This is a genomic window from Thalassospira sp. MCCC 1A03138 (genome assembly GCF_002115785.1).
GTDB lineage: Bacteria > Pseudomonadota > Alphaproteobacteria > Rhodospirillales > Thalassospiraceae > Thalassospira.
On sequence record NZ_JFJY01000009.1, the window covers coordinates 143072 to 168686 of the forward strand.

Annotated in this window: 26 protein-coding genes and 1 tRNA gene; 15 read left to right on the plus strand and 12 right to left on the minus strand. The window is 56.3% G+C overall.

Going from position 1 to position 25615, the window contains the following annotated elements:
• Positions 1–49: 49 nt before the first annotated feature.
• The 3 genes from phbB to TH468_RS17705 all read right to left on the minus strand — a co-directional run bounded on the left by phbB (position 50) and on the right by TH468_RS17705 (position 2860).
• Positions 50–772, minus strand: a complete 723-nt coding sequence (phbB, locus tag TH468_RS17695) for an acetoacetyl-CoA reductase (protein WP_062960837.1) — start codon at positions 770–772, stop codon at positions 50–52.
• A gap of 248 nt (positions 773–1020) precedes the next feature.
• Positions 1021–2193 (minus strand): acetyl-CoA C-acetyltransferase, encoded by a 1173-nt coding sequence (locus TH468_RS17700; protein WP_062960838.1) that lies wholly within the window; start codon positions 2191–2193, stop codon positions 1021–1023.
• A 205-nt stretch (positions 2194–2398) separates the two neighbouring features.
• Positions 2399–2860 carry an Lrp/AsnC family transcriptional regulator gene (locus TH468_RS17705; protein ID WP_085645883.1) on the minus strand — a complete coding sequence of 154 codons (462 nt, stop codon included), beginning with the start codon at positions 2858–2860 and terminating at the stop codon, positions 2399–2401.
• Positions 2861–2986: 126 nt separating this feature from the next.
• Here TH468_RS17705 and TH468_RS17710 point away from each other — a divergent pair, with 126 nt between their 5' ends.
• The gene (locus TH468_RS17710; protein WP_246832376.1) at positions 2987–3997 is read left to right on the plus strand and encodes a nucleoside recognition domain-containing protein; all 1011 of its coding nucleotides are present in this window, start codon (positions 2987–2989) and stop codon (positions 3995–3997) included.
• Here TH468_RS17710 and TH468_RS17715 read toward each other — a convergent pair whose 3' ends face one another.
• Together TH468_RS17715 and TH468_RS17720 are read right to left on the minus strand one after the other, a co-directional pair.
• Positions 3998–5074: an alpha/beta fold hydrolase gene (locus TH468_RS17715; RefSeq protein ID WP_085645884.1), complete on the minus strand. Its 1077-nt coding sequence runs from the start codon at positions 5072–5074 to the stop codon at positions 3998–4000.
• Positions 5055–5882: a hypothetical protein gene (locus tag TH468_RS17720; RefSeq protein ID WP_085645885.1), complete on the minus strand. Its 828-nt coding sequence runs from the start codon at positions 5880–5882 to the stop codon at positions 5055–5057. The genes TH468_RS17715 and TH468_RS17720 overlap by 20 nt, the downstream gene beginning before the upstream one ends.
• Positions 5883–6205: 323 nt before the next feature.
• On the opposite strand from TH468_RS17720, the gene phaR reads away from it, so the two are divergent.
• From phaR to TH468_RS17740, 4 genes are all read left to right on the plus strand, one after another.
• Positions 6206–6820 (plus strand): polyhydroxyalkanoate synthesis repressor PhaR, encoded by a 615-nt coding sequence (gene phaR / locus TH468_RS17725; RefSeq protein WP_062948121.1) that lies wholly within the window; start codon positions 6206–6208, stop codon positions 6818–6820.
• Positions 6821–7062: 242 nt separating this feature from the next.
• Positions 7063–7419 carry a hypothetical protein gene (locus TH468_RS17730; protein ID WP_065701738.1) on the plus strand — a complete coding sequence of 119 codons (357 nt, stop codon included), beginning with the start codon at positions 7063–7065 and terminating at the stop codon, positions 7417–7419.
• Positions 7420–7589: 170 nt separating this feature from the next.
• Positions 7590–7985: a helix-turn-helix domain-containing protein gene (locus tag TH468_RS17735; RefSeq protein WP_007090137.1), complete on the plus strand. Its 396-nt coding sequence runs from the start codon at positions 7590–7592 to the stop codon at positions 7983–7985.
• A gap of 131 nt (positions 7986–8116) precedes the next feature.
• The gene (locus tag TH468_RS17740) at positions 8117–8755 is read left to right on the plus strand and encodes a hypothetical protein (protein WP_085645886.1); all 639 of its coding nucleotides are present in this window, start codon (positions 8117–8119) and stop codon (positions 8753–8755) included.
• Positions 8756–8801: 46 nt separating this feature from the next.
• On the opposite strand, the gene proB is transcribed toward TH468_RS17740, so the two are convergent.
• From proB to rplU, 4 genes are all read right to left on the minus strand, one after another.
• Positions 8802–9917 (minus strand): glutamate 5-kinase, encoded by a 1116-nt coding sequence (gene proB, locus TH468_RS17745; RefSeq protein WP_062948127.1) that lies wholly within the window; start codon positions 9915–9917, stop codon positions 8802–8804.
• Positions 9914–10951, minus strand: a complete 1038-nt coding sequence (gene obgE / locus TH468_RS17750; RefSeq protein WP_085645887.1) for a GTPase ObgE — start codon at positions 10949–10951, stop codon at positions 9914–9916. The genes proB and obgE overlap by 4 nt, the downstream gene beginning before the upstream one ends.
• Positions 10952–11130: 179 nt before the next feature.
• Positions 11131–11391: a 50S ribosomal protein L27 gene (gene rpmA / locus TH468_RS17755; protein ID WP_007090141.1), complete on the minus strand. Its 261-nt coding sequence runs from the start codon at positions 11389–11391 to the stop codon at positions 11131–11133.
• Between the two features lie 30 nt (positions 11392–11421).
• Positions 11422–11733, minus strand: coding sequence for a 50S ribosomal protein L21 (gene rplU / locus TH468_RS17760; protein WP_007090142.1), 312 nt, complete (start codon positions 11731–11733; stop codon positions 11422–11424).
• Between the two features lie 292 nt (positions 11734–12025).
• Here rplU and TH468_RS17765 point away from each other — a divergent pair.
• A tRNA-Ser gene (locus TH468_RS17765) sits at positions 12026–12115 on the plus strand.
• Between the two features lie 84 nt (positions 12116–12199).
• Here the strand turns inward: TH468_RS17765 and mntR are convergent.
• Complete coding sequence (gene mntR / locus TH468_RS17770) at positions 12200–12640, minus strand: manganese-binding transcriptional regulator MntR (protein WP_085645888.1); 441 nt, start codon at positions 12638–12640, stop codon at positions 12200–12202.
• 142 nt (positions 12641–12782) lie between these two features.
• Between mntR and TH468_RS17775 the strand changes: the two genes are divergently transcribed.
• From TH468_RS17775 to TH468_RS17795, 5 genes are all read left to right on the plus strand, one after another.
• Positions 12783–13757, plus strand: a complete 975-nt coding sequence (locus tag TH468_RS17775; RefSeq protein ID WP_085645889.1) for a metal ABC transporter solute-binding protein, Zn/Mn family — start codon at positions 12783–12785, stop codon at positions 13755–13757.
• 23 nt (positions 13758–13780) lie between these two features.
• Positions 13781–14581, plus strand: a complete 801-nt coding sequence (locus TH468_RS17780; RefSeq protein WP_085645890.1) for a metal ABC transporter ATP-binding protein — start codon at positions 13781–13783, stop codon at positions 14579–14581.
• 39 nt (positions 14582–14620) lie between these two features.
• On the plus strand, positions 14621–15841 hold the full coding sequence (locus TH468_RS17785; RefSeq protein ID WP_085645891.1) for a metal ABC transporter permease: 1221 nt from the start codon (positions 14621–14623) through the stop codon (positions 15839–15841).
• Complete coding sequence (locus TH468_RS17790; protein ID WP_085645892.1) at positions 15838–16788, plus strand: metal ABC transporter permease; 951 nt, start codon at positions 15838–15840, stop codon at positions 16786–16788. The genes TH468_RS17785 and TH468_RS17790 overlap by 4 nt, the downstream gene beginning before the upstream one ends.
• Before the next feature lie 284 nt (positions 16789–17072).
• Positions 17073–17885, plus strand: a complete 813-nt coding sequence (locus TH468_RS17795; protein ID WP_139834754.1) for a hypothetical protein — start codon at positions 17073–17075, stop codon at positions 17883–17885.
• A gap of 14 nt (positions 17886–17899) precedes the next feature.
• On the opposite strand, the gene TH468_RS17800 is transcribed toward TH468_RS17795, so the two are convergent.
• The gene (locus TH468_RS17800; RefSeq protein WP_085645936.1) at positions 17900–18973 is read right to left on the minus strand and encodes a siderophore-interacting protein; all 1074 of its coding nucleotides are present in this window, start codon (positions 18971–18973) and stop codon (positions 17900–17902) included.
• Between the two features lie 201 nt (positions 18974–19174).
• On the opposite strand from TH468_RS17800, the gene TH468_RS17805 reads away from it, so the two are divergent.
• The 4 genes from TH468_RS17805 (at position 19175) to TH468_RS17820 (ending at position 23615) form a co-directional block, all read left to right on the plus strand.
• Positions 19175–20026 carry a GNAT family N-acetyltransferase gene (locus TH468_RS17805; RefSeq protein WP_085645894.1) on the plus strand — a complete coding sequence of 284 codons (852 nt, stop codon included), beginning with the start codon at positions 19175–19177 and terminating at the stop codon, positions 20024–20026.
• Positions 20027–20392: 366 nt separating this feature from the next.
• Positions 20393–21163, plus strand: coding sequence for a motility protein A (locus TH468_RS17810; protein WP_085645895.1), 771 nt, complete (start codon positions 20393–20395; stop codon positions 21161–21163).
• Positions 21164–21210: 47 nt separating this feature from the next.
• A complete protein-coding gene (locus TH468_RS17815) occupies positions 21211–22107 on the plus strand; it encodes an OmpA family protein (RefSeq protein WP_085645896.1) in 897 nt (298 codons plus the stop codon).
• Positions 22108–22124: 17 nt separating this feature from the next.
• The gene (locus TH468_RS17820) at positions 22125–23615 is read left to right on the plus strand and encodes a pentapeptide repeat-containing protein (protein WP_085645897.1); all 1491 of its coding nucleotides are present in this window, start codon (positions 22125–22127) and stop codon (positions 23613–23615) included.
• A 23-nt stretch (positions 23616–23638) separates the two neighbouring features.
• On the opposite strand, the gene mutL is transcribed toward TH468_RS17820, so the two are convergent.
• On the minus strand, positions 23639–25570 hold the full coding sequence (gene mutL, locus TH468_RS17825; RefSeq protein WP_085645898.1) for a DNA mismatch repair endonuclease MutL: 1932 nt from the start codon (positions 25568–25570) through the stop codon (positions 23639–23641).
• Positions 25571–25615: the final 45 nt, after the last annotated feature.

Here is a 25615-nt window from a genome sequence, read left to right on the forward strand (position 1 = left end):
CCGCAGCAATCTGCGGGGTGTTTTGTGAGATTGAACGCAAGCAGTGCGATCAGAACATATGCTGTCCGCCATTCAGCGACAGACAGGAACCGGTGATGAAGCCGGAATTCGGGCCGCACAGGAACAGGACGGCCTGTGCGATTTCCTCGGCCTCGCCCAGCCGGCCAACCGGGATTTTGGCGATGATGCTTTCAAGAACCTTTTCGGGAACCGCGGCAACCATGTCGGTATTGATGTAACCCGGCGCGATGGTATTGACCGTAATACCTTTGCGCGCGACTTCCTGTGCCAATGCCTTGGTAAAGCCGTGCACCCCGGCCTTGGCCGCGGAATAGTTGGTCTGACCAAGCTGACCGGCCTGACCATTGATCGAGGAGATATTGACCACCCGGCCAAAGCCGCGTTCACGCATGCCATCCAGAACCGGCTTGGTCATATAGAACAGCGAACTCAGGTTCGTTTCGATCACTGCCTGCCAATGATCGACGGACATCTTGTGCATGAAGCCATCACGGGTGATACCGGCATTATTGATCAGGAAATCGACAGGGCCGACTTCGGATTCGACTTGCCGGATGCCATCGGCACAGGCATCCGCGTCCGCGACACTCCATTTAAAGGTCGCAATGCCGGTTTCGTCGGTGAAGGCGCGCGCGGCTTCGTCATTGCCGGCATAGTTTGCCGCAACCGTATAGCCCGCGTCCTTAAGCGCCAGGCTGATTGCCCTGCCAATTCCGCGTGTACCACCGGTTACCAGTGCTGTTTTTGTCATGGTCGCCTCCCTAAACTTCAGTCATCGAATTCATGTATCGGTATCCCGTAGTTTGCCCTTCTACGACATGCGAAACTTTAGTCCATAAAACGAACTATAAACGTAACTTTATTTCTTCTCCATCATCCATGTCACGTGAAATGCGTGAACTTTGGTCGAATTTCATCTGCGTCCTCGGATAAACAAACAGGGCAGCCCCCAAAGGAGGCCGCCCTGCACGTTTCATCCAATCAGATGGTTCGAAGCGATCAGCGTTCGACGCACAGTGCGACCCCCATGCCGCCGCCAATGCACAATGTCGCAAGGCCTTTTTTGGCATCGCGTTTCTGCATTTCGTAAAGCAGGGTGGTAAAGACACGTGCGCCTGATGCACCGATCGGATGGCCAAGGGCAATCGCCCCGCCATTGACATTGACCTTATCGGTATCCCAGCCCATGTCGCGGTTGACCGCAATTGCCTGTGCGGCAAAGGCTTCGTTGGCTTCGATCAGGTCAAGATCACCAACCGACCAGCCAGCCTTTTCAAGAGCCTTGCGCGATGCCGGGATCGGGCCGGAGCCCATGACGGCCGGATCAACACCGGCAGTCGCCCAGCTTTTGATCGTCGCAAGCGGCGTCAGGCCGCGTTTGGCGGCTTCATCGGCCGACATGACAATCAGGGCAGCGGCCCCATCATTGATGCCCGATGCGTTACCCGCGGTTACCGTGCCTTCCTTGTCAAACGCCGGGCGGAGCTTTGCCATGCCTTCGATGGATGCACCGTGGCGCGGATATTCATCGGCATCGAAGATCACATCACCCTTGCGCGAGGAAAGGGTGACGGGGGCGATTTCATCATTGAAGCGACCGGATTTCTGGGCGGCTTCGGCCTTGTTCTGGGACGCGGTCGCGAAGGCATCCTGATCTTCGCGGGTGATCTGCCATTTATTGGCGATGTTTTCCGCGGTATTGCCCATGTGATAGCCGTTGAAAGCACACCACAGGCCATCCTTGATCATGCTGTCGATGAATTTGACATCGCCCATCTTGTGACCGGCGCGCAGATTGGCGACATGCGGTGACATGGACATGTTTTCCTGACCACCGGCGACAACGATTTTGGCGTCACCCGCCATAATCTGCTGGGCGGCAAGGGCAACGGTGCGAAGGCCCGAACCACAAACCTGGTTGATGACAAAGGCGGTTGCGCTATCGGGGATACCCGCCGCGATGGCCGCTTGGCGTGCCGGGTTCTGTCCGGCCCCACCGGTCAGAACCTGACCGAAAATGACTTCGTTTACGGCATCCGCCTCGACACCGGAACGTTCCAGAGCCGCCTTGATGGCAACAGCGCCAAGCTCGTGTGCTGGGGTATTGGCCAGCGAACCGCTAAAAGCGCCGATCGGTGTGCGTGCTGCACCCACAATTACGACGTCTGTCATGAAACCCTCCGATTATATCTTGAATACGTTTTTCCCCGGACCCTGACGATCCTGCTGATCGGACCTGCAATCCGCCTACGATCTTATCGCGACGCAACAAAAAGCCAAGCATTGATACGCACCACTTTCGGACAGTTTTGTTTCCGGGTGTATGGGCCGGGCAAATCCGCGCAGATCCGTTATCCTCATAGTTTGCCTGAAACGGCTATAACGCAACCCCGACTTCATCCTTTAATATCTCGGTCGCGATATAGGTGCGGTACCAGACGATATTGTCGTCCGCGTCAAACAGGGTTTCGCAAAGGGCGGTATATTCCGCCATGTCGCGCATATGCAGGACCAGAACACCGGTCACCTCGCCAGTGACAAGGTAGCATTGCCGAACGGCATCAAGGGTGCGGACTTTTTTGATGAAGTCCTGCCGGTAGCGGTTGCCATGGCGATGAAATTCCAGATTGATCACCGCAGTCAGTGGCCGCCCGACCAGCGCCGGATCAATCACGGCGACAGTTTTGCGAATGACCCCAGATTCGCGCAGTTTGGCGACACGGCGCAAACAGGCCGAGGGCGACAGGCCAACATGATCGGCAAGGGTTGCATTCGCGATATCCGCGTTTTCCTGCAATATTCGAAGGATTTTGGTATCAATACGGTCAAGGTCGGCCAATATCTGCAACTCCGAAGCGCCAAGTGATAAAACTACGCCGTATTATTGCACAAAAGCACGTAATTTCGCCGCGTAATAATATGGTGGTTATGCGAGGATGCGCATCGTTAAACGAATGCCCCACATATGACCCGCGTACCACCCAAGAAGCCCGGAACCTCGCGCCCCATGCATCGCTATTTCCTGAATTTGCTAAACCGCAGCCAGCGTTTGTTCATCACCCTGATCAAGGTCATGTTGCCGGTGATGATCATTGTGCGCATCGCCGATGAATTCGGCGCGGTTGCCTTTGCCTCCGACCTGCTGTCACCTGTCATGAGCCTGATCGGGTTGCCACCCGAAGCTGGCCTGATCTGGGCGACTTGTGCACTGGTCAGTATATATGGCGCGGTCGGGGCGTTTATCGGGTTATCCGCCCATCTGGATATGACAGCGGCGCAGCTCAGTGCGCTTTGCGCGATGATGCTGTTTGCCCATGGGCTTCCGGTCGAGCAGGCAATTGTCAAAAGGGCCGGGGCCAGCTTTGTTGCGACGACTGCACTTCGGCTTGGCACGGCGGTATTTTACGCCGCACTGGTCACATGGATCAGCGACACCACCGGATGGCTTTCCGAACCGGTTGATTTTTCATGGATGGCCGGCGGTGAAACCGTTATCGCAGCCACTGGCCTTGAAGGCTGGATCGACTGGACCATCCAGACAGTCAAATCGCTTGTTGTCAGCTTTGCAGTGATTGTCGGATTGCTTGTGCTGCTGGATATCCTTGAAAAAACCGGCATTACCGACCGCATTACACGCGGCATGATGCCGATCCTGCGGGTGTCGGGTCTGTCACGCGATGTGGCACCGGTCACGACCATTGGGGTGTTGCTGGGCCTGACCTATGGCGGGGCGCTGATCATTGACGAGGCACGCAAAAAGAACTTCCCGCCGCGCACCCTTTTTCTGTCGCTAAGCTGGCTGTCGCTGTCGCATTCGCTGATAGAGGATACGGCGATCATGCTGGCCCTTGGTGCAGATATCTGGGTCGTTCTGGTCGGGCGGGTGATCTTGACATTGCTGATCATTGCCGCCCTTGCACGCCTGACGCTGCGTTGGCAAACCGCCCCGGTGGCGGCACCCGAAACCGGTTCCTGATTACTTCGTTTCCGCCAGCCAATCGAGCATCGGTACCCATGTGGATTTTTCCGCGCGCGATCCGACCATCATGCCGATATGACCGGCCGATGGATGCAATTCGGTTCGCATATCTTCGGGCAGGGCCGCGAAAAGGGCCTGCGCGCTTTCGGGCGGGACGATCCGGTCATTTTCCGGGATGACGGCAAGTGTCGGGCAGCTAATATCGGCCGGGTTGATATCAATGCCGTCGATCTGCCATTCGCCCTTGGCCGGTTTGTTTTCCACATACCAGCCGATCAGGCAATCAATCGCCACCCGGCGGGTCAGTGGCACACCGTCATTCAGCCAGTCTTCAAGGGCGACAAAATCATCGGCCTTGGCCGAATTGGCCGGGATGGAGGCAAAGCGGCGGAACTTTTCCCCGATCATGAACGGGTCAAGGCTTGCAAACAGGCTTTGCAGCACATCGACCGGCAGGCTGTCATGGATCGACAGCATATGGGGCAAAGACGGCGCAAAGGCCGCGGCAATGCGCCCCTGTGTCGGGCCAGCCGCCATGAAATCCCAAGGTGTCGCCAACAGCACCAGACGCGATACCTGCGCGGGATCAAGAAGGGTCGCGGCCAGGGCCAGCACGCCCCCCATGCAATAGCCGATCATTGGCACCGGCCCACCATTCATATCGGCGATATCCTGAAGGGCGGTGACCAGACGACCGGCGATGTAATCATCAAGACCGTAATTGACTTCTTCTTCGCCGGGATAGCCCCAATCGACCAGAAGCGGCCGGTATCCGGCCTTGGCCAGAAAACGGGCGAAGCTGCGTTTTTTGTTCAGATCAAGGATATAGCCGCGGTTCACCAGCGACGGCACCAGCACGACAATGCCAAGCGGGCTTTTGGGCTTGGCATCTTCGACCGCACCGTAATCAAGAATGCGGGTTGCACCATCTTCCCAGATCACCGGCGCATCATCAGCCCCGCGTTTATAGCCATGTTTCTGATAGGCGCGCACACCGTCATGAAAGGCCGACTGGCTAGCAAAGGCGACACGATCAAGGGCCTGCGCGATATCGTCAGGGTGATGGTTTTCCATCTCGCTCAGGAGCTTCTTCGCCTGCTCCTGCAGTTCCGGCCTCCAGGGCAGAAATTGTTTCCTGAAGATCGGCAATGCGGCGCGCGAGCTGAGCCAGCTCGTCATCTCGACCGCCAGATGCATCGCCAGCGGCCTTGGTCCCGCGCGACGATTGCTTGCCCTTTTCGGCGGGTTTGTCTGCTGTCGGTTTTGCGCGCTCATTTTTTCCCTGCCCCGTTTTCTTGCTTTGGCCTGTCTTGTCTATCCTGCCTGCAGCGGCCTTGGCCGTATCGGCATCTTTGGCGTCTGCGTCCGGATGGGACGTTTCATCGGCGCTGGTTGCGCCCGTCATTCCGGCCATCGTCGCCATATTTGGCGGAAAAGGCCCGCCGGGTGGAAAACCGGGTATTGCCATTTTTGACATCTGATTGAACATGGCCGCCATCGGGTTAGCTGCCGGGTCCATCGGCGTGCCCTTCATCATTTCCGGGATCGTTTCGGGCATCATACCCGCTGTCATACCCGGAAAACCGTCCGGAACAGCGCCGGGAAAAGCCCCAGGTTTCTGGCCGGTTGCCAGTTGCCCGATCAGCTTGCCCCATGCCTCGAACCCCTCGCCGATCCGCGATGTATCAGCCCCGAGCGATGCATAAAGCCGCCCGATGGCGCTCGCCGCGTCGGCACCATCGGCCGTTGCGGCAACCTGTTCGCGCCAAAGGTCCATGAACTGCTGGGCCAGATGATCAAGATGATCGTCAAGTTCATCCTCGAGGTTGTCATTGGGCAGATCGTCGGGATCCTGATCCTTTTTCGCCCCTGTGTCGGACAATGTTGCTTCCCCCGGTTCTGATACGGATCACGCAGATGACATGCGCCTTGTGACTGGCAAATACTATAGGGGGTTCGGGCCTGCACGAAAACGAAATCCATTGCTGCGTGGCAGCAACCGGGACCAGAGGTTGTTTTTCGCAGCGCACATCGCGTTGAACACTGGACACATTGGAAATTACACGGCACTCTTATGCACGCTTGAGCAGGCGCAAAATTCAAAATGCTGCGCAACATTCAAATTTGTGCAAACGCAAACAAGGTATTTCATACCGCACTGCCCAAGCCAAACGTCCGGGAAACAGGGAAGCAGGGAATAACGTCATGACCACGAAAAAATCAGATGATCAGGATCGCGTCGTTATCAAGAAATACGCGAACCGCCGCCTCTACAACACTGCGACCAGTTCGTATGTGACGCTTGACCACCTGTCGCAGATGGTCAAGGACAATACCGATTTCGTCGTTTATGACGCCAAGACCGGCGAGGATATCACCCGTCCGGTCCTGACACAGATTATTGTCGAGGAAGAGAACAAGGGGCAGAACCTGCTGCCGATCAGCTTCCTGCGCCAATTGATCGGGTTCTATGGCGACAGCCTTCAGGGTCTGGTACCGAGCTATCTGGAACAGGCGATGCGTTCGTTTGCGCATAATCAGGAACAGATGCGCGAATATATGCAGGGCACGATGCAGGGCATTTTCCCGTTCGGCCAGTTCGAGGAAATGAACAAGCAGAACATGGCGTTGTTTGAGCAGACCATGAAGATGTTTTCGCCCTTCCTTCAGGAAGAGGCCGACAAGGCCAACGGGAAAGCCGATGCAGCCCAGACCGGCAAACCGGCAAAAAATGACGCATCCCTTGATGACCTGAAAAGCCAGCTTGAAGCGATGCAGGCGCAGCTCAACAGCCTGGTCAACAACAAGGCCAGCAAGTAAACGGCCCCAAACCCGTTCATTTCAAAGCATCACGCAGAAAGCTCCGGATTTTCCGGGGCTTTTTTGTTTTTGCCCGCATGTCTCGCGGCATCATTCCTGCATAAACTTTTCATTAACGTTTTTCACCGCCCGGCACCTGTCGCAAGGCGGCAATTTTTGCCGGGTTTACGCCCCCTTGAATGGAGTCCCTTGCATAAGACCAGTTAAATACCCCGGTTAAACGCATAAAACCGCAAAATGACATGACAGCGATCACACCGATCCCCTTGCACCCGGCCCGCAGGCCCGACGCTGCAAGTAGTGGAACAGACGGCCCTGCCGGGATCGGGATGGATATCACTGCACTGGTTTCGCCTGTACGGGAAATCGCGCAGAACGGTGGCGCATGGCTTGAACCCCATGATCCTGGGGGCAGTGCAGCATTTTGGGCGCAGCTTTTGGGCCAGCTCCTACCTCAGGAAAACCTTTTGCAACCTGCGGTCATTCAGGAATTGCATGCCAGCTATGCACGTCATTCCACACCTTACGGCTCAGAAAGCCATGTCTTTTTTTCGCCTAACGCACTAGACAACGACAGGCGAATTGACCTATATAGCTAGCTTCTGGCGGATCGCTGAGACTCCTATCTGACCAAAGTTCAGATATTTCTTGCAAGCAGAAGGCTTTCAAACCGGGTCAACCTGATTGTGATTAATAGGCGAAATTAACAAGCCTGACAGCGTCCCGAGTGGGAATAAATAACTGGCGGTTGATAACGGAAAAATATGCAATGACTGAGATTGTATCAAACGAAGAACCGAAACGCGCTAATCGCGCAACAGATACGGACCGTTATGTCGGTCAGCGTATTCGCGAACGTCGCATCATGCTGGGTCTGTCCCAGCAGCAGATGGCCGATCTGATCGGTGTTACCTACCAGCAGGCTCACAAATACGAGCGCGGCATCAACCGCATTTCTGCCGGTCGTCTTTACGAAATCTCCCAGGTCCTGGGCGTTCCTGTCAGCTACTTCTACGAAGGTCTCGACGGCAACCAGGAAACCGAACTTAATGCGCGTCAGCGCATGTGCCTTGAACTGGCGCGCAACTTTGCGAGCATCAAGCACGAAAAACACCAGGAAGCGCTGAGCCAGATGGCACGCGCACTGGCCGATCAGGCTGCCTAAGCCTGATCACTGCGATCTTCAGCATTGCTGCAAAAATCAGGCTGCCTTCCATGGCAGCCTTTTTTTGTGGCTGATCACAGGCACGATTTTTGTGATAGCGTCACGGCAAGACCAAGACAGGGGCAAACCGCATGACAGGCGATATCACGCAATCCGGCCTGATCGATCTGATCGACGAGCAACGCAGCAAACTTGGCTATCTTTCGATATCAGCCCTTATAGCGCTGACAAGGGCCGGCAATGTCATCCTTGATCCGTTTTCAATCCTGATCAGCATCCATGCCGAGATCGGGCGCGACAACATTTTCCATCCTGCCGTCCGGCTTGATGCCACCTCCCCCGCGATCCTTGAGATTGGCAGCCGAAATACGTTTTACGCCAACACGATGATTGATGCCCAGACAGGACCTATCACGATCGGCGATGGCAATCTGTTTGGCGAAGGTTGCGTTCATGTTGCCACCAACCAGCCCGGTGCGGCGATCACTATCGGATCAGACGGTCGTTATCGCGGGTCAATCCAGATTTCAGGCTTATCCGTTCTGGGTGATGGCAGCCAGATCCTTGGCAATATTATTGTCCGCGATGCACAGCTTGGTGCAGGCGGATCATTTCGCCACCCGATTGCCGATGAACGTGGTGCGGTTTTAAAGGGGGTTGGACAGGGAAGTGGGATTATCCTTCAGATGGGTCAGGTAATTGCCGGACACGGCATCCTGGCCCCGGAAAACGTCCGCATGCAGTCCTTCTATCATCCAGACGCAAAATAGGGGCAGCCGATGGCTACCCCTTTGTCGCAAATCCCGCAACCGAACTCTATTGATCGGCGATCACCAGATCGTCGGAATGAATAACCGCGTTGCCACGGCTATATCCCAAGGCGGTTTCGATTTCCTGCGAGGAATGGCCTTTGATCAACCGGGTTTCCTCGGCCGAATAGGATGTAATGCCACGCGCGATTTCATTGCCCTCGGCATCAAGGATGCGCACCGCATCACCGTGCTTGAAGCTGCCATCAACACCGGCAATCCCCGCCGCCAGCAGGTTTTTGCCCGCCCGCAATGCCTTTGCCGCACCGCCATCAACAATGATGGCCCCGCGTGCCGAAAGCGACGTTGCGATCCAGTGGCGACGTGCCGCAAGCGGGCTTTCACTTGGCAGAAACAGGGTATGGGGTCCGCCTTCGAGCTGCGCCTTTAGCGGATGATAGATGGTGCCGCGCGCGATCATCATGCGGCATCCGGCCTTCATCGCGATTTCGGCGGCCTGCAATTTGGTCACCATGCCGCCGGAGCTATACATCGTCGGCGCGGCACCGGCCATGTCCATGATTTCGGGTGTCAGTTCACGCACCGTCGGGATCAGGGTCGCATCCGGGTTCTTGCGCGGATCGGCGGTATACAGCCCATCGATATCGGACAGCAATACCAGCGTATCGGCCGAAATCATGTGGGCAACCTTGGCACCAAGGCGATCATTATCGCCAAAGCGGATTTCTTCGGTGGCAACCGTATCGTTTTCATTGATCAGCGGCACAGCCCCGCGTGCCAACAGGGCATTTAACGTCCCGCGCGCATTCAGGTAACGGCGGCGGCTTTCCATATCCTCAAGCGTCACCAGAACCTGCGCCATGATCAGGCCGTTACGACCCAATGCTTCCTGCCAGACCTGCGACAGGCTGATCTGGCCGGTGGCGGCAGCGGCCTGCTTATCGGCAAGGCTGATGGTGCGGTGATCAAGCCCCAGCAAACGCCGCCCCATGGCGATCGCGCCACTTGAAACCACGATGACCTCGACCCCGCGTTCGCGCAGAAGTGCGACGTCATCGGCAAGTGCTTCGAGCCAGGCACGGCGAAGCTTGCCGGTATTTTCATCGACCAGAAGGGCAGAACCGACCTTGATGATCAGGCGTTTTGCGTCCGCAAGGCTCACGGTTGGAAGCCCTCATCTTCGCGGCCCTCCATCGCACGGTGCTCGCGCTCTTCGACAATGTGGCGGCGCAGTTCGCGATGAACTTCCTTGACCCCCTGCTGGGTGGCGCCAGACACGATAAAGACTTTCTTGCCGATCCCTTTTTCAAGGATTTCACGCTGTTCCTCGACCATTTCCGGCAGAAGCTGATCGGCCTTGGAAAGGGCGACGATTTCGGGCTTGTCTATGAGGACGTCGGCATAGCTTTCAAGCTCTTCGCGAACAGTGCGATAGGTCGCGATCGGGTCCTCGTCCGCGCAATCGATCAGATGCAGCAGAACTTCGCAGCGTTCGATATGGCCCAGGAACCGGGTCCCGATGCCCTTACCCTCGGATGCGCCTTCGATCAGGCCCGGAATATCGGCCAAAACGAATTCATGATCATCGATTTCAACCACGCCCAGCTGCGGATGCAGGGTGGTGAAGGGATAATCGGCGATTTTCGGACGTGCGCTGGATGACGCTGCAAGGAAGGTGGATTTCCCCACATTGGGCAGACCGACCAGACCGGCATCTGCAATCAGTTTGAGGCGCAGCCAGACCGACATTTCCTCGTTCGGCCAGCCTTCTTCGGCACGGCGCGGTGCCTGGTTGGTGGAGGATTTGAAATGAGTGTTGCCCCGGCCGCCATCACCGCCCCGGCACAGAACAAAGGTTTGCCCGGGTTCCAGCATATCGACAATCAGGGTTTCACGATCTTCTTCAAGGATCTGGGTTCCGACCGGCACCTTGATCGTGATCGAGTTTCCCGAACGGCCGGTCCGGTTGCGCCCCATGCCGTGCATGCCGATTTCGGCCTTGAAATGCTGCTGATAACGGAAATCGATCAGGGTGTTGAGGTTTTCAACCGCCTCGACGATCACGTCACCGCCGCGCCCGCCATCGCCGCCATCCGGGCCGCCATATTCGATGAATTTTTCGCGCCGGAAGCTGACCGCACCGGCACCGCCGCGGCCACTGCGTACGTGGATTTTTGCTTCGTCGAGAAACTTCATAACCGGTCCTTTGGGCGATGCCCGTCAATCATTCCGCCCGGCCGGATCGCGATTTCGAAACAGATCGCCTCGCATCGACGGCACGGGAAATTTTCATATAACACATAAAACAAGGGAGGAATGATTGCTCATTCCTCCCTCGAAATCTTTGCTACGGATGAGCGCAGCCGACGGGAGGCTTACGCCTCGGCCGGAACGACACATACATAGGTACGACCCTTGAAGCCCGACTTGAACTGGACGTTGCCGCCAGCCGTCGCAAACAGGGTGTGGTCTTTGGCCAGGCCAACATTGTCGCCTGCATGGAACTTGGTGCCACGCTGACGAACGAGAATGTTACCTGCAACAACCGTCTGGCCGCCGAATTTCTTGACGCCGAGGCGCCGACCTTCGGAGTCGCGACCGTTACGGGAGCTACCACCAGCTTTCTTATGAGCCATGAAACTCTCCTAAAACTGCATCCCGGCCGATTAGGCCGTGATGTCCGTGATGCGCAGAACAGTCAGGTTCTGGCGATGACCATTTTTGCGACGGTAGTTGTGCCGGCGCTTTTTCTTGAAAACGATCACCTTGTCGCCCTTGGTCTGTTCGAGAACTTCTGCATTCACAAAAGCCCCTTTGACCAACGGAGCACCAACCTTCGGCGCACCGTCGCCAGCAACCATGAGAACTTCTTCAAGTTTCACGGTGTCACCGGCCTGGGCAGCGATCTTTTCGACTTTGATAACGTCGTTGGCAGCAACTTTATACTGTTTGCCGCCAGTTTTGATGATTGCATACATCGATATAGTTCCTGAAAAATCATTCTGGAAACGCACACGCGCGCTTCGGTGTCGCTGCTAACTGAAACCGAACCGCTGCGAGAGACGGGTGAAATACCTTTTTCGCCCACCAGAGTCAACCGCAAAGCGCACCGTTTCCGGGCTTTGGCCATGGCAGGGACGCATGGCAGAGGTTTGTTTCCCAACCCGGCCCGGCCCAACCGGCAAAAGAGTTCGGGGAAAATACGTTTTCCCTCTTGCATTCTGGCTTAAGGATCGTTAAACAGCGCCTCGAACGCCAGACCACACATGCGGAGAGGTGCCGGAGTGGTCGAACGGGGCGGTCTCGAAAACCGTTGTACTAGCAATAGTACCGTGGGTTCGAATCCCACCCTCTCCGCCATTTTTCGCGCTTCCGATTTCAAAAACCGCAAATCTTCAGGCAAGCTCAGTTACTTTTTTCTCGCATCACGCTAAGTGCGAGAAATCAAAACTTTTCCGCCTTACTCTCAAAGCTCGCAAAAACCGCCAAAGTCTCCTCACTCACATGATGCTCGATCCCCTCGGCATCGAATTCAGCAATCGCGGGATCGACGCCCAATACGATCAGGAAATTATAGACAATCTCGTGGCGCTTGCGGCATTTCTCGGCAAGCTCTTTACCCTGATCGGTAAGGAAAATCGAGCGATATGGGCGTGATGTGACAAAGCCGTCACGCTCCAGGCGCTTAATCGTATTGTTGACGGTCGCCGCCGTCACGCCAAAGCGTTCGGCAAGGGCGACAGATCGCGCTTCGCCCTCTTCCTCGATCAGGTCGGCGATCATTTCAACGTAATCCTCGGTCACTTCGCGCGCATGGGCGTCGCGCAATTGCGCAAAAACTTCGGCCTTGTTGTGTCGCGGATGACGCGCATTCGGATCGCCCATTCACAGCTCCTTTGAAATCCCCAAGGCCTTCATATCAACATAGCGTGCAAAAATCAATTTAGCCTTGACTAACTTTAAAAGTCCACACATAAACAGGGGACATTGGCAGACTGATTTTAACTTGCATCACAGGATCCCCCACATGTCGCTTCGCCGCATCGCCCGGAATTTCGGTTTTGCCCTTGCTGCCGTCTGTAGCTTTGTTGCCGTCTCAGTGACAGGTGCGTCGGCCAAGCCGATTGATGTTGTCGCAACAACCTCCATGATCGCGGATGCCGCCCGTCAGGTTGCAGGCGACCGCGCCAAGGTCACAGCCCTGATGGGTCCCGGGGTTGATCCGCATTCCTATCGCCAGACACGCAGCGACATCGCCGCCATGGCGCGCGCAGATCTGGTTTTGTGGCATGGCCTTTATCTTGAAGCACAGCTTGAGGAATTCTTCCTTGATCTGGAAAAGCGCCGCAATGTCGTTGCCGTCGGTGAAGCGATTGATAAATCGAAACTTCTGAGCCATGCCGAATATAAAGGTCGTTATGACCCGCATGTCTGGATGGATCCGAAATTGTGGGAAACCGTGGTTCTGGCCGTGCGCGATGCACTGATCAAGACCGATCCCGAGGGCGAGGCCACCTATCGCGCCAATGCAGACAAGCATATTGCCGATATCGAAAAGCTGATTACCTACATGCAATCGGTCACAAAAACCGTGCCGGAAAAAAGCCGTGTCCTGCTAACCGCACATGATGCGTTTAGCTATTTCGGGCGCGGTTATGATTTCGAGGTTATGGGCATTCAGGGCATTTCAACGGAATCCGAAGCCGGCCTGCGCCGGGTCGAGGAACTGGTCGACACCATTGTTGATCGCAAGATTGCCGCGGTCTTTGTTGAAAGTTCCGTGCCGGAGCGTAATGTACGTGCCCTGATAGAGGGTGCTGCCGCGCGCGGGCAGAAAGTTGAAATCGGCGGCACTCTGTTTTCCGATGCCATGGGAGAACCGGGAACCTATGAAGGCACCTATATCGGCATGATCGACCATAATGCGACCCTGATTACCCGTGCGCTTGGCGGCGATGCCCCCGTCACCGGGATGCAGGGCAAACTGGCGGCCGGCTCCTGAGCCGCGCCACCGAAGGAACTGTCATGAGCAACGCAGAACTGATTGCAGAAGCCGGAAAGATCGTTGATGTCGCCGCCAAGGACGCACCACTGACGGTGCGTGGCCTTACGGTATCCTATGGCAACAAACCGGCGGTTTTTTCCGTCGATGCCTCTATCCCGGCGGGTTCCATGACTGCGATTATCGGGCCGAACGGGGCGGGTAAATCGACCTTTCTCAAAGGGACGCTTGGCGTTATCCCCCGACTGTCTGGCGAAATCCGTATTTTCGGCAAACCATTTCACGAGGCACGGGACCGGGTGGCCTATGTCCCCCAACGCGCCAGTGTGGACTGGGACTTTCCCGCCCGCGTCATCGATGTTGTCCTGATGGGGCTTTATGGATCGGTCGGGCTGTTTCGGTTCTGGCGCGCACGCCACCGCGAACAGGCCATGGAATGTCTTGATCGCGTCGGCATGGCCGACTTCGCCACCCGGCAGATCGGACAGCTTTCCGGCGGGCAGCAGCAACGTGTTTTCCTTGCGCGCGCACTCGCACAGAATGCCGAATTTTACCTTCTCGACGAACCTTTTGCCGGGGTAGATGCTGCGACAGAGCGGGCGATTGTCGCCGTCCTGAAAGACCTTAAGGCGGAAGGCAGAACAGTTGTTTGCGTGCATCATGACCTTTCCACGGTTGCCGAGTATTTTGACCGCGTGCTTCTGATCAATGTGCGCCGCGTTGCCGAAGGCCCGGTCGATACCACCTTCACCGCCGCCAATTTGCAGGAAACCTATGGCGGGCGACTGGCGACCACGCATATCGATGAATTGCGTCTTGCCTGATCACATGCCCGTCCCGGCAAAGCCATCGGAACCACTCAGATGAGTTTTCTTGATTACTTCATAAACGCCCTGTTCCTTCAGGCCGGATATAACAGCGCCCTTGTCGCGGTTGGGGCCGGGTTGCTGGGCCTTGCCGGGGGCGGTGCCGGTGCGTTCATTTTTCTGCGTAAACGTGCCCTTGTTTCTGATGCGATCAGTCACGCCACCCTGCCCGGTGTTGGTATTGCTTTCATGTTGATGGTCGCCCTTGGCGGTGATGGGCGCTGGTTGCCCGGCCTGATCATCGGATCGGCCATTTCATCGGGCATCGGCCTTTTGATGGTCGAATGGATCACCCGCCAGACCCGCCTGACCGAGGATGCCGCAATCGGGGCGGTTCTGTCGGTTTTCTTTGGGCTTGGCATCGTTTTGCTGACGATTATTCAAACCATGTCTTCGGGGCGTCAGGCCGGGCTTGAAAACTTCCTGCTGGGATCGACCGCTGGCATGCTGATCAGCGAGGCAACCACAATTGCGATTGCCGGAGCCCTTGCCACCGCCTTTGTCTTCATGCTGCGCCGTCCGATGACGCTGGTGGCATTTGATCCGGAATATGCAGCAACAACCGGCATCAATGTCCGTCATATTGATCTGGCAATGATGGGACTGGCGCTGATTGTTACCGTGATCGGGCTTAAGATTGTCGGGCTGATCCTGATTGTTGCCCTTCTGATCATTCCGCCGGTTACCGCCCGATTCTGGACCAATCAGGTCGGACCGATGATCGGTATTGCCGCCGCCATTGGCGGACTTGCCGGTTATATCGGGGCGGTGTTTTCGGCCGCCGCCGCGTCGCTCCCGACCGGGCCGATCATTGTTCTGGTGGCGTTCGGGTTCTTTGTCTTTTCCGCATTGTTTTCACCGCTTCGCGGCGGTCTGGCATCGGCCTTGCGTCATTGGCGGTTCCAGCGACGCGTGCACCGTCGGCAGGGGCTTCTGGCACTGGCACGGCGCGAACCGATCTATGACGGATTTACCCTTCGCATACTGCGTCAGTCCGGCATGATACGGCCTGACGGGGTTGCAACCCTGCGCGGTAAAACCGCATCGCAAAAGGCCGCCCATGACGAAGCAAGATGGGCGATGGCGCGGCGTATCCTGCCCGATGATTCCGCCATTGAACGTTATGACGGACTGACCCCGATTGAAGACATGATGACACAGGATCAGATCGATGAAATCGACCGCGTGATTGCCGAACAGACCGGAGCCCCCGCATGATTGACAATCTGATCACCGCTCTGGGTGCTGAATTTGTGCAACTCAGCCTGACACCAATCGTGATAGGTATTCTGGGTGCGGTTGCCTGTGCACTGCCCGGCAACTTCCTGTTGCTACGTCGGCAGGCTCTGATCGGGGATGCGATCAGTCACGTGGTTTTGCCCGGGATTGTTGCGGCCTTTCTGGTCACCGGCACCATTACGGCGGTCCCGATGATGATCGGGGCCGGTTGTGCGGCAATCGTTGCCGTCATCCTGATTGAAATCGTCAAACGGCTGGGCCGGGTTGAACCGGGCGCGGCCATGGGGCTGGTTTTCACCACCCTGTTTGCCGCCGGTGTCCTGTTTCTGGAAATGACAGACACCAGTTCGGTGCATATCGATGTGCAGCACGCGCTTTTGGGGAATCTTGAAAGCCTGATCTGGTTTGATGCCGAGGGCTGGCAATCGTTGCTTGACCCGGTGGCACTGGCGACCCTGCCACCGCAATTGCCACGTCTGGCGGTCGTTCTTGTGGGGATTGTGCTGTTCATCACGCTGTTCTGGAAAGAACTGAAAATATCCACCTTTGATGCCGCCTTTGCCGAGGCGATCGGCATTCGCACCCGTGTTCTTGGATTTGCACTTGTCGTGGTAACGGCGATTGCTGCGGTTGCGGCCTTTGACGCGGTCGGCTCGATCATTGTGATTGCGATGTTTGTCTGCCCGCCCGCCGCCGCCCGCCTGATGACCAATCAGCTTGGCCGGCAGATCGGCTGGAGCGTCGCATTGGCCGTAATCTCGGCAGTTCTGGGTTATGTCTTTGCCGGATATGGACCCGGCTGGTTCGGGTCGCCCTATGCGGTCAGTGCGGCTGGCATGATCGCCACGATTTCCGGTATTGTCCTGTTGCTGGCCTGCCTGTTCGGGCCACAGCGCAAACGTACCGGCCAGCGCGCCGAAGCGTAAAGGAGGTCTGCCTACCAATGACAAAACTGACCTGATCAACACTTGATCTTAAACGGGCATCGCGCCGGTTGGCCAAAATCCGCCGCGCGATAGCTGCGGCCCGCAAACTGGGATAGGGCGCGAGACCGGATCAGTTTGACCTCGCCCCCGGTCTGCCAAAACTGCATACTATGGGTATGGTGAAACTCGCATCCTGTCGCTATCTGCCGCTCCTGATCATTTACTGCCTGCTATCGGGCATGGCGGGAGGCCGGGTTTTACCTGCAAAAGCGCAGGATGTAAGAATGCTTGCCGATATTGAACGCGATCTTAACCGTTATGAAAAGGTCGCCCTGCATAGCTTTGCTGACCGCGACGCTTTTCTGTCGATCATTGATCAGACCCTTGGCCTTGATAACATCAAGGGTGCCGATTTGCTGTTTGCCAAACTTCCACGGTCACCCTTTACCGTATCGGGACGCCGCGGCAACAATCAGGCAGTACCCTGCCAGATTTTCATTCCAGCCAAGATCGCACCGGGTAGCGGTACTGAAATATTCGCTGAACTGATGCGCGGCTGGTTTGGCGATCAGCTTCAGTACGCCAGCAGCGCTAATCTGACCTATGACTGGCTGATGCGCCACGAAGTGCGCCATTGCGATCCATCACATTTTGGCGATGGCGGCGACAAGGAACGGGATAACGAAATAGAAGCCGATCTTTTCGCGCTGAACGTCATCACCGATCCGGTTATTCGTCAGAAGCTGGCGCAGGATGCGCTGGCATTTCGCGTGATCACCGCCACCCTGTTTGCCAGCAGCAGCCATATGACCGGCCTGTCACTGAAACGCGCATTGCATGACAGACAATCTGGAAACGATCCGACGGCTGCCAACGAAATCGCGGCCTTTCTTGCGGCACGTCAACAAGTGTTCGATCACGCCAAAGCCATCGCAACCGGTGCCCGTCCGACCAATCAGGATATCATCCGCGCCGTAATTGAACTGGCCAACAAGCCACAAAGCAATTCGCTGGTTGCCGAAATTCTGGTCGATCTTGATCAGGCCATCGCCCATTTCGCACCCGAACTGCACGACCGGAACAAATCAGTCCAATAGCACATGAACTAAGATCAGGCCGTCTTGCGCCAGAAGGTCATGGCGAGACACTGATCGCGATCAAGGCCGGCTTCCTTGCGCCACATCTGATGGATGGATTTATAGCTCGCCTGCTCCACCCCGGCCCAGCAATAGACGCGGGTTGCATCCTTGGGAACTTCGATGCGGCTGACCGCATCGCGGATAGGGCTGGCATCAGATGTTGGATGCAGATCCCGGCACACCCATTCAATCGCGATCCGGCTTTTGGTTGCCAGGTCAATGATATCGGCCGAGGTTTCCACCTCGATCACCGCATGACCGCTGGCATGTTCAGGCAGTTCTTCAAGATAACGGCCAATCGCCGGAAGGGCTGTTTCGTCCCCGGCAAACAGGAACCAGTCGGCATCGGGCAATTCCCCGCCCAGCGGCCCGGTCATGCCGATCCGGTCACCCGGTTGCGCATTAAGCGCAAAGGCCGAACCGGGTCCATTATCGCCATGTATGACAAAGTCGACTTCGATCCATCCTGCCGTGGCATCAATCCGGCGGATCGTGTAGACGCGCGGCGCAACCGCATTGTCACCTTCAGGCCAGACCACCATGCCATTAGGCGCCAAGGTCGGCCATTGCGGTTCGATCACACCACGCGGCGGGATCAAAAGGCGCATGTGAATGCCATCGCCGTCGTAAAATTTCAGATCATCGCCCGCAAGCCGCAACCGGCGCATGTGCGATGACAGGTCCGTCACCCCGATGACGCTAAGTTCGCGGAAGTTCGGCAGCTTGCCATTGCTTTCCCCCGCCCCCTTCCAGCGACAGTCAAGATCGGCTTCAGGCACGATGCTTTGTAGGATGGCGATAAGTGCTGCCTTCATCTGGGCGACACCGACCTCGCTTTTTGATCCGACCTCGATATCAAGGTGCTTTTCACCGGGCCGCAAAATCAGGTGCCCGACCGACAGGAAAATCGTCGCTCCGTTGTCATCATTCGTCACATCGCAGTCGTGTTCCGCATAATAGGCCGCAACCGCATTTGCGGCATCAGCACTGCCGGACAGCACGATACGGGTCTTGGCAATCAGGGGGCTATCGGATTTTACAGACATAAAATGGCTTTCGGTGGCGATTACGGGCGGCATGAAGTCGCGCTCCATTGATAATAAAACTGATAGGCATTCTCAATAAAATTATTGTCATTACAATCGCGGGCTCATGTTACATCATGGCCCAAACCGCCTCGGTCAGATGTATGCGTCAACGCATGAATGGCCGGAAGTCCATGATCCACAAAGACGAAATAGCACGCCATGACCGATAAAATCCGCCGCCTGAAATCCTTTGAATTTGCCACTGCCGTTGACTGGGCCGCACAGGAAGGCTGGAATCCGGGATTCTCGGATGCGGATGCGTTTTTCAATACCGATCCGCTGGGATTCTGGGGCGCGTTTGACAAGCAGGGACTGGCAGCAGTGATTTCAGCCGTGCATTACAATTCGGATTACGGATTTGTCGGCTTTTATATTTGCCGCCCGGATCGTCGCGGCGAGGGCCTTGGTTTGCGTCTTTGGGAAACCGTTCTGGGCGAAGCGGTCGCCAAAACCATCGGTCTTGATGGCGTTGTCGATCAGCAGGAAAACTATCGCAAATCCGGCTTTGAGTTGGCCCATCGCAATTTGCGTTTTGGTGGTGTGGTAAGCGCATCAACCCCGCAAACCGATGATCTTTTTGAACTTCTGATCAATGATATCGCGATCATTGACGCGTTCGAACAGACCTGCAACCTGTTCCCCGAAAGCCGGATAGAGTTTCTGCGCGGCTGGATTTCGGGGGAAAAACATACCGCATTGGCCCTTCGCGGGCCGATGGGTTTACGCGGCTATGGCGTGATCCGGCCGTGCCGTACCGGGCATAAGGTCGGGCCGCTTTTTGCCGACAATATCGACGATGCCCGCAGCCTGTTCCACGCCCTGCTTGCCACCCGCAAGGATCAGGATCAGCCGGTCTATCTTGATATTCCCGATGTTAATGACGCTGCAAGTGTACTCGTTGAAGAACACGGCATGCAGGCCGAATTTGAAACCGCACGCATGTATCGTGGCAAAGCCCCCGAACTGAACCTTGAAATGACGTTTGGCATTACATCGTTTGAATTAGGCTGACTATCCTTGCCGGTGGGTTGAGCCTCCGACAAAAGTCGACTAACAAACGTATAGTATGCACTAGCCATTCACGCTAAGCATATACTCCGATCGGGACGGTCGTAGGTGTGGGTTGTTCGCACCATGCGAACGAACTATGCCGGATTTTATCCATTTGCTATGGAAAATCCGTCTGCAACCTCCCAATTTGATGGAATGGAACAGAAAGTATAGCCGCCAACACCATGACACGTATCAGGGGTACCGCGTTTTGATGTTCGCCAGCACAGATTGTCTGCCTGCCAGCCTGCAAGAAAGATTGACTTTTTCGATCCCGAACCGGCTTTTGCCGCATGAATTCATAACGCCGGAAAACGTATAAGCATCATGGATATTGCAACACTTATCGGGATCGTCGCCGGTATGGGGGTTATCTTTGGCGCCATCCTTATGGGAGGCAGCCTGGATTCCTTTGTCGACCTGCCATCCATCATGGTTGTTTTTGGCGGCACGGCGGCGGCGACACTGATTAAATTCCCGATGCGCGATGTGATCAAGTCGCTGAAGATCGGGATCAGGATCGCCTTCAAGAACCCAAAGGAAGATCCGCTGTCGATCTATGAAAAGGCCATCGAACTTTCAACGCTGGTGCGCAAGAACGGCCTTCTGGGCCTTGAGAATGTCGAGATTGAAAATGACATCATGGCGCGCGGCATCCGCATGTGTGTTGATGGCCATAGCGGTGAAGTCATTCGAAGCTCGATCTCAAGCGAGGTCGAAAAATCGATCCAGAATGACGAACTTGGCGAACTGATGTTCCGCGGGATTGGGGATACGGCCCCGGCCTTTGGCATGATCGGCACACTGGTCGGTCTGGTGCAGATGCTGGCCAACCTTTCAGACCCCGATGCCATCGGCCCGGCCATGGCCATTGCGATGCTGACCACTTTTTATGGCGCAGTTCTGGCCAACCTGATTGCGCTTCCGGTCGCCGACAAGCTGGCCCTTAAGGTCGAACAGCTTAAAAGCACCAAGCAATTGATTATTGAATCTGTGGTCCAGATCCAGTCCAGCCAGAGCCCGTTGGTGATGAAGGAAATCCTTGGCCCCTACCTTCCAGGTGGCATTCCCAAAGATGTCGACGGCGAAGGCGAATAAACCACGTGGCATTCACGACAGATACCACAAGACAACAGGCTTAACAGATGGCAAAGAAACCGGCAGCAGGAGCTCCCGCATGGATGGCAACATTCGCCGATCTCATGTCATTGCTGCTCGTGCTGTTTGTGCTGTTGCTCACCTTTGCCGAAATGGATGTCATCAAATACAAACAGATTGCCGGATCGGTCAAAGCCGCGTTTGGCTTTAGCAAGCAGGACGAACTGGCCGGTGTTGTCGAACTTGATGGTTCGATCCTTGGCAAGGCGCTGAAACAGCCGACCCCTGACACCCCCCGCATTGTTTCCAATATCCCGCCCGTCGAAACACCTGAGGTCGAGATAAAGGAAGGCGACAGCAAATCTGAAAAGGCCGAGGCCCTCGAAGAAACACTGGAAACCGTGCTTCATAAAATGGGCATGACAAACCAGATCGGCGTTGATCGAAAAGACGGCGACGTGGTTGTCCGTTTTCCAAACGAGATTGCCTTTCCATCCGGCTCGTCGGGGATGACAGCGGAATTTGCGGCCATCCTAAACCGGCTTGTACCGGTCATCAACCAGACCGAAGGTCAGGTCGTGGTTTCCGGCCACACCGATAACATTCCGGTATCGTCAAATTCGCCCTATATCTCGAACTGGGATCTATCGGCGGCACGGGCCACATCGGTCATCCATTACATGATTGATCAGAATGGCACCGACCCCGCCCGCATGGTTGTTCAGGGCCACGGTGACAGCCGCCCGATTGCAGACAATAGCACGCCCGAAGGACGGGCACAGAACCGACGTGTCGAAATTGCCATCGAAATGGTCGATGACACCGAAAGCAATAGCTCCCCGAATACCTCTGGACCGGTCGATGGCGCAAATACGGGAACAGGAAGTGACGGCATTCCATCCCCCGAACAACGTCGAAGCTTTTCAATACCGGGCAACCAGTAGTCATCGGATGCAACCGGGTGACAAACCCCGATAACACAGGCAAGCTTGGTGGAATGACAACACGGTCGCCCAAAAAATTGTCCGTCCTGTATGCCGATTACAGCGACCGGAACATCAAGGCAGTGCAAACAGCACTTGAACCATTGCATCTGGCTGCTTTTCACACCAGCGACGACCGCGAAGCCATCATTGAACTTGCCTGCACACACCGGCCGGACCTGATCCTGATCGGTCTTTATCTGGACGGTATTCGTGGCATTTCGACCATTCGCGACCTGCGTCAATGCGCGTCTGACAGCGATCCGTTCTGCAATCAGGTTCCGGTTCTGCTGGGTGCCCCCAAACTGGATCGCCGCGCAATGCGCGATGCGGTCGATGCCGGGATCGAAGGTGTTTTCCGTCAGCCGGTCGATGCCGACCGTTTGCGCAAAATCGTTCAGACCGTGATTAAAAAACCGCGCCGCTTCGTATTCGAAGGCAATTATTTTGGCCCGGCGCGCGACGGCGATAACGTCGCTGAACCATCCCGCAAAATACGCCAGCCCGGCAATGCCAGCTCCCAGCTCAATGGCACGATTGAAAAACCGGCCCGACGCCATGGCGACATCCAATCGCCTGATCCGGTTGAAGAAGCGGGTTCCAACCAGGCCCAAGACGCGCCTCTGGCAACCGTTGATCAGGAAGGGGAAAGGCCCGCAGCCAGATCGCGTCCGTCGCGGTCCGTAACCCTGAAGCCAACGAAACCGACAAAGACATCAACAGGCACAACCGCCAAAGTCAAACAGACGCCCGACACAAAACGCCCCGCCAGTGGCGACATCGGCATTGAAATCGCGGACACCAAAGCGGGGAAATCGGTGCGCGACTATAACCTTGATGCCGCGCAATCCGTGCACGCGGTCCTTACGCCTACCTTACAACCGCCTGAAACCGACAAAACGCTGGAAGACGGGGTCAACGAATCAGAGGCAACCGACGATACCAGTATCGACGAAGAACTGGTTGAAATTGATCTGATGGAAGCTCTTCAGGGGCATCGACTTTGGGTCGATACCGGTGGCAAGGAAGGGGCGATGATGTCGATCGAGCATGCTGATCTGCGTGATGCCGATCTGGAGGGCATTGATCTGACCCGATGTGCCTTGCCGCATGTGTCATTTCGCAATGCCAATTGTAAAAAGGCGGTGCTGCGACGATGTGATATGACCGCGGGCGATTTCATCGGTTGCAATCTGGATCATGCGGTTCTTGCCGCCACCCGTCTTTCCGGGGCCCGCTTTACCGATGCCATATTGCGCAACACGGTGTTCCTCGGCTCCGACCTGTCAGGCGCATCATTTCGCGGCATGACATTGCACAATTGCGATTTAAGCGGTGCCAATCTTGCCAAAACCGATTTTCGCGATGCGGATTTATCCTCGGTCAAGGGATTGTTCGCCGAACAGATCCAGCGCGCGCGGGTCAATGCCAATACTCGCCTGCCACGTGACATGAAACTCAAGGATTAGGGATTAGGGATCAGGCTTAAAACCTAACGCCGACCAAACATCTTTTCGATGTCATGCAGTTTCAGTTCGACATAGGTCGGTCGACCATGGTTGCACTGCCCGGAATGCGGGGTGGCTTCCATCTGGCGCAACAGTGCATTCATTTCATCGGCGTTCAATTTGCGACCTGACCGCACCGATCCGTGGCACGCCATGGTCGCGCAGACATACATCAACCGATCCTTAAGCGCCATGCCCTGCCCCAATTCGGCAATCTCGTCAGCCAGATCGCGGACAAGCCCCGCCACATCGACCTTGCCCAGCATCGCCGGTACTTCACGCACCACCAGCGCACCGGGACCGAACGGCTCGATAACCAGTCCCAATTCGGCAAATTCTTCGGCGCGGTCGGCAACGCGTTCGGCGGATGCCTCGTCCAGTTCGATAACTTCCGGCAGCAGCAATCCCTGCCGTTTGACGCCACTTTCCGACAAATCGGCCTTCATGCGTTCATAGACAATGCGTTCATGGGCGGCATGCTGATCCACAATCACCAACCCGTCGCGGGTCTGGGCGATGATATAGTTTGCATGCACCTGCCCGCGCGCAGCACCCAGCGGATGATCAACAAATTTCGATGTGTCGGTGTCATCAATCCGTGCCGACGGGGCCGCACCGGCATATCCGCCAACCAGCGCACTGGCGGCAGCCGCGGCAAATCCGCCATTATCACCGCCGGTCTCACCACCAGCAAAATCGCGTCCACGATCAAACAAGCCACCAAACGACGTTGCTGGTGCCTGTGCGGCATAGTCACGCTGCACAGCGGTCACACTTGGATGGTTTGGCTGATAGGAGCCGAAATTGTACCCACCCGATACCGGTCGCGCCCCGCCATAGGGCAAGGATGGTCCATCGCCTTCGCGGCGTGCAGCACCCAACGCCATATCGGCTACGGTCGTCGATGCCCGATGCCCGGCCCCGGCAAGTGCATGTTTTAACGCACCAACGATCAAACCACGTACCATGCCTGGATCACGGAACCGGACTTCGGTCTTACCCGGATGGACGTTGACGTCAACATCTCGCGGCGAAAGTTCAAAAAACAGCGCCAGCAACGGATGACGATCCCGCGCCAGAAAATCCTGATAGGCCCCGCGTACCGCACCCTGCAACAGCCGGTCCTTGACCGGGCGGCCATTGACAAACATGAACTGCATCTGCGCATTGCCACGGTTCAGGGTTGGCACCCCGGCATAGCCGGTCAGGCGAATGCCTTCGCGTTCGGCTTCGATCTGAAGGGCGTTATCCTGAAATTCGCGGCCCATTACCGCGCCCAGCCGTTTCAGGCGGGCATCGAACAAATCACCTTCACAGGCCGGGTAATTCAAAATCTGCTTGTTGCCATCCCCCGAAAGCGTGAAGCCAACATCAGGCCGGGCCATTGCCAGCCGATCCATGATTTCACGGGCATACATCTGTTCGGTGCGTGCGGTTTTAAGAAACTTCAGACGTGCGGGCGTGGCATAGAAAAGATCGCGCACCTCAACCCGCGTGCCGAACGGGTGGGCCGCCGGTTCCGGTGCGCTTTTCGCTCCGCCTTCGACCGTCAGCGTCCAGGCATTTTCCGCCCCGCGCACCCGGCTGGTCAGGCGCATTCGCGATACCGATCCGATGGATGGCAATGCTTCGCCGCGAAACCCCATAAAACCGATATTGAACAGATCATCATCGGGCAGTTTCGATGTCGCATGGCGTTCAACCGCAAGGCCAAGCTCATCGGGCGTCATGCCCTTGCCATCGTCGGTGACAGATAACAAGGTTCGCCCGCCATCGCGCAAAGTCACATCCACCCGCGTCGCCCCGGCATCCAGCGCATTTTCCACCAGTTCCTTCAACGCCGCAGCCGGACGTTCGACCACCTCACCGGCGGCAATCTGGTTGATCAGGTTCTGGGGCAGGACGCGCAGGGTCATAAAGGCGATGCTCGTTAAAATAGGGTGATGTTATTCTGGTTGATC

Bases quoted from the DNA above. Each gene is read 5' to 3' on its own strand.
- phbB (WP_062960837.1), bottom strand. From the start codon at position 772: ATGACAAAAACAGCACTGGTAACCGGTGGTACACGCGGAATTGGCAGG.
- TH468_RS17700 (WP_062960838.1), bottom strand. From the start codon at position 2,193: ATGACAGACGTCGTAATTGTGGGTGCAGCACGCACACCGATCGGCGCT.
- TH468_RS17710 (WP_246832376.1), top strand. From the start codon at position 2,987: ATGACCCGCGTACCACCCAAGAAGCCCGGAACCTCGCGCCCCATGCAT.
- TH468_RS17715 (WP_085645884.1), bottom strand. From the start codon at position 5,074: ATGGAAAACCATCACCCTGACGATATCGCGCAGGCCCTTGATCGTGTC.
- phaR (WP_062948121.1), top strand. From the start codon at position 6,206: ATGACCACGAAAAAATCAGATGATCAGGATCGCGTCGTTATCAAGAAA.
- TH468_RS17730 (WP_065701738.1), top strand. From the start codon at position 7,063: ATGACAGCGATCACACCGATCCCCTTGCACCCGGCCCGCAGGCCCGAC.
- TH468_RS17735 (WP_007090137.1), top strand. From the start codon at position 7,590: ATGACTGAGATTGTATCAAACGAAGAACCGAAACGCGCTAATCGCGCA.
- TH468_RS17740 (WP_085645886.1), top strand. From the start codon at position 8,117: ATGACAGGCGATATCACGCAATCCGGCCTGATCGATCTGATCGACGAG.
- obgE (WP_085645887.1), bottom strand. From the start codon at position 10,951: ATGAAGTTTCTCGACGAAGCAAAAATCCACGTACGCAGTGGCCGCGGC.
- rpmA (WP_007090141.1), bottom strand. From the start codon at position 11,391: ATGGCTCATAAGAAAGCTGGTGGTAGCTCCCGTAACGGTCGCGACTCC.
- rplU (WP_007090142.1), bottom strand. From the start codon at position 11,733: ATGTATGCAATCATCAAAACTGGCGGCAAACAGTATAAAGTTGCTGCC.
- mntR (WP_085645888.1), bottom strand. From the start codon at position 12,640: ATGGGCGATCCGAATGCGCGTCATCCGCGACACAACAAGGCCGAAGTT.
- TH468_RS17775 (WP_085645889.1), top strand. From the start codon at position 12,783: ATGTCGCTTCGCCGCATCGCCCGGAATTTCGGTTTTGCCCTTGCTGCC.
- TH468_RS17780 (WP_085645890.1), top strand. From the start codon at position 13,781: ATGAGCAACGCAGAACTGATTGCAGAAGCCGGAAAGATCGTTGATGTC.
- TH468_RS17785 (WP_085645891.1), top strand. From the start codon at position 14,621: ATGAGTTTTCTTGATTACTTCATAAACGCCCTGTTCCTTCAGGCCGGA.
- TH468_RS17790 (WP_085645892.1), top strand. From the start codon at position 15,838: ATGATTGACAATCTGATCACCGCTCTGGGTGCTGAATTTGTGCAACTC.
- TH468_RS17795 (WP_139834754.1), top strand. From the start codon at position 17,073: ATGCTTGCCGATATTGAACGCGATCTTAACCGTTATGAAAAGGTCGCC.
- TH468_RS17800 (WP_085645936.1), bottom strand. From the start codon at position 18,973: ATGTCTGTAAAATCCGATAGCCCCCTGATTGCCAAGACCCGTATCGTG.
- TH468_RS17805 (WP_085645894.1), top strand. From the start codon at position 19,175: ATGACCGATAAAATCCGCCGCCTGAAATCCTTTGAATTTGCCACTGCC.
- TH468_RS17810 (WP_085645895.1), top strand. From the start codon at position 20,393: ATGGATATTGCAACACTTATCGGGATCGTCGCCGGTATGGGGGTTATC.
- TH468_RS17815 (WP_085645896.1), top strand. From the start codon at position 21,211: ATGGCAAAGAAACCGGCAGCAGGAGCTCCCGCATGGATGGCAACATTC.
- mutL (WP_085645898.1), bottom strand. From the start codon at position 25,570: ATGACCCTGCGCGTCCTGCCCCAGAACCTGATCAACCAGATTGCCGCC.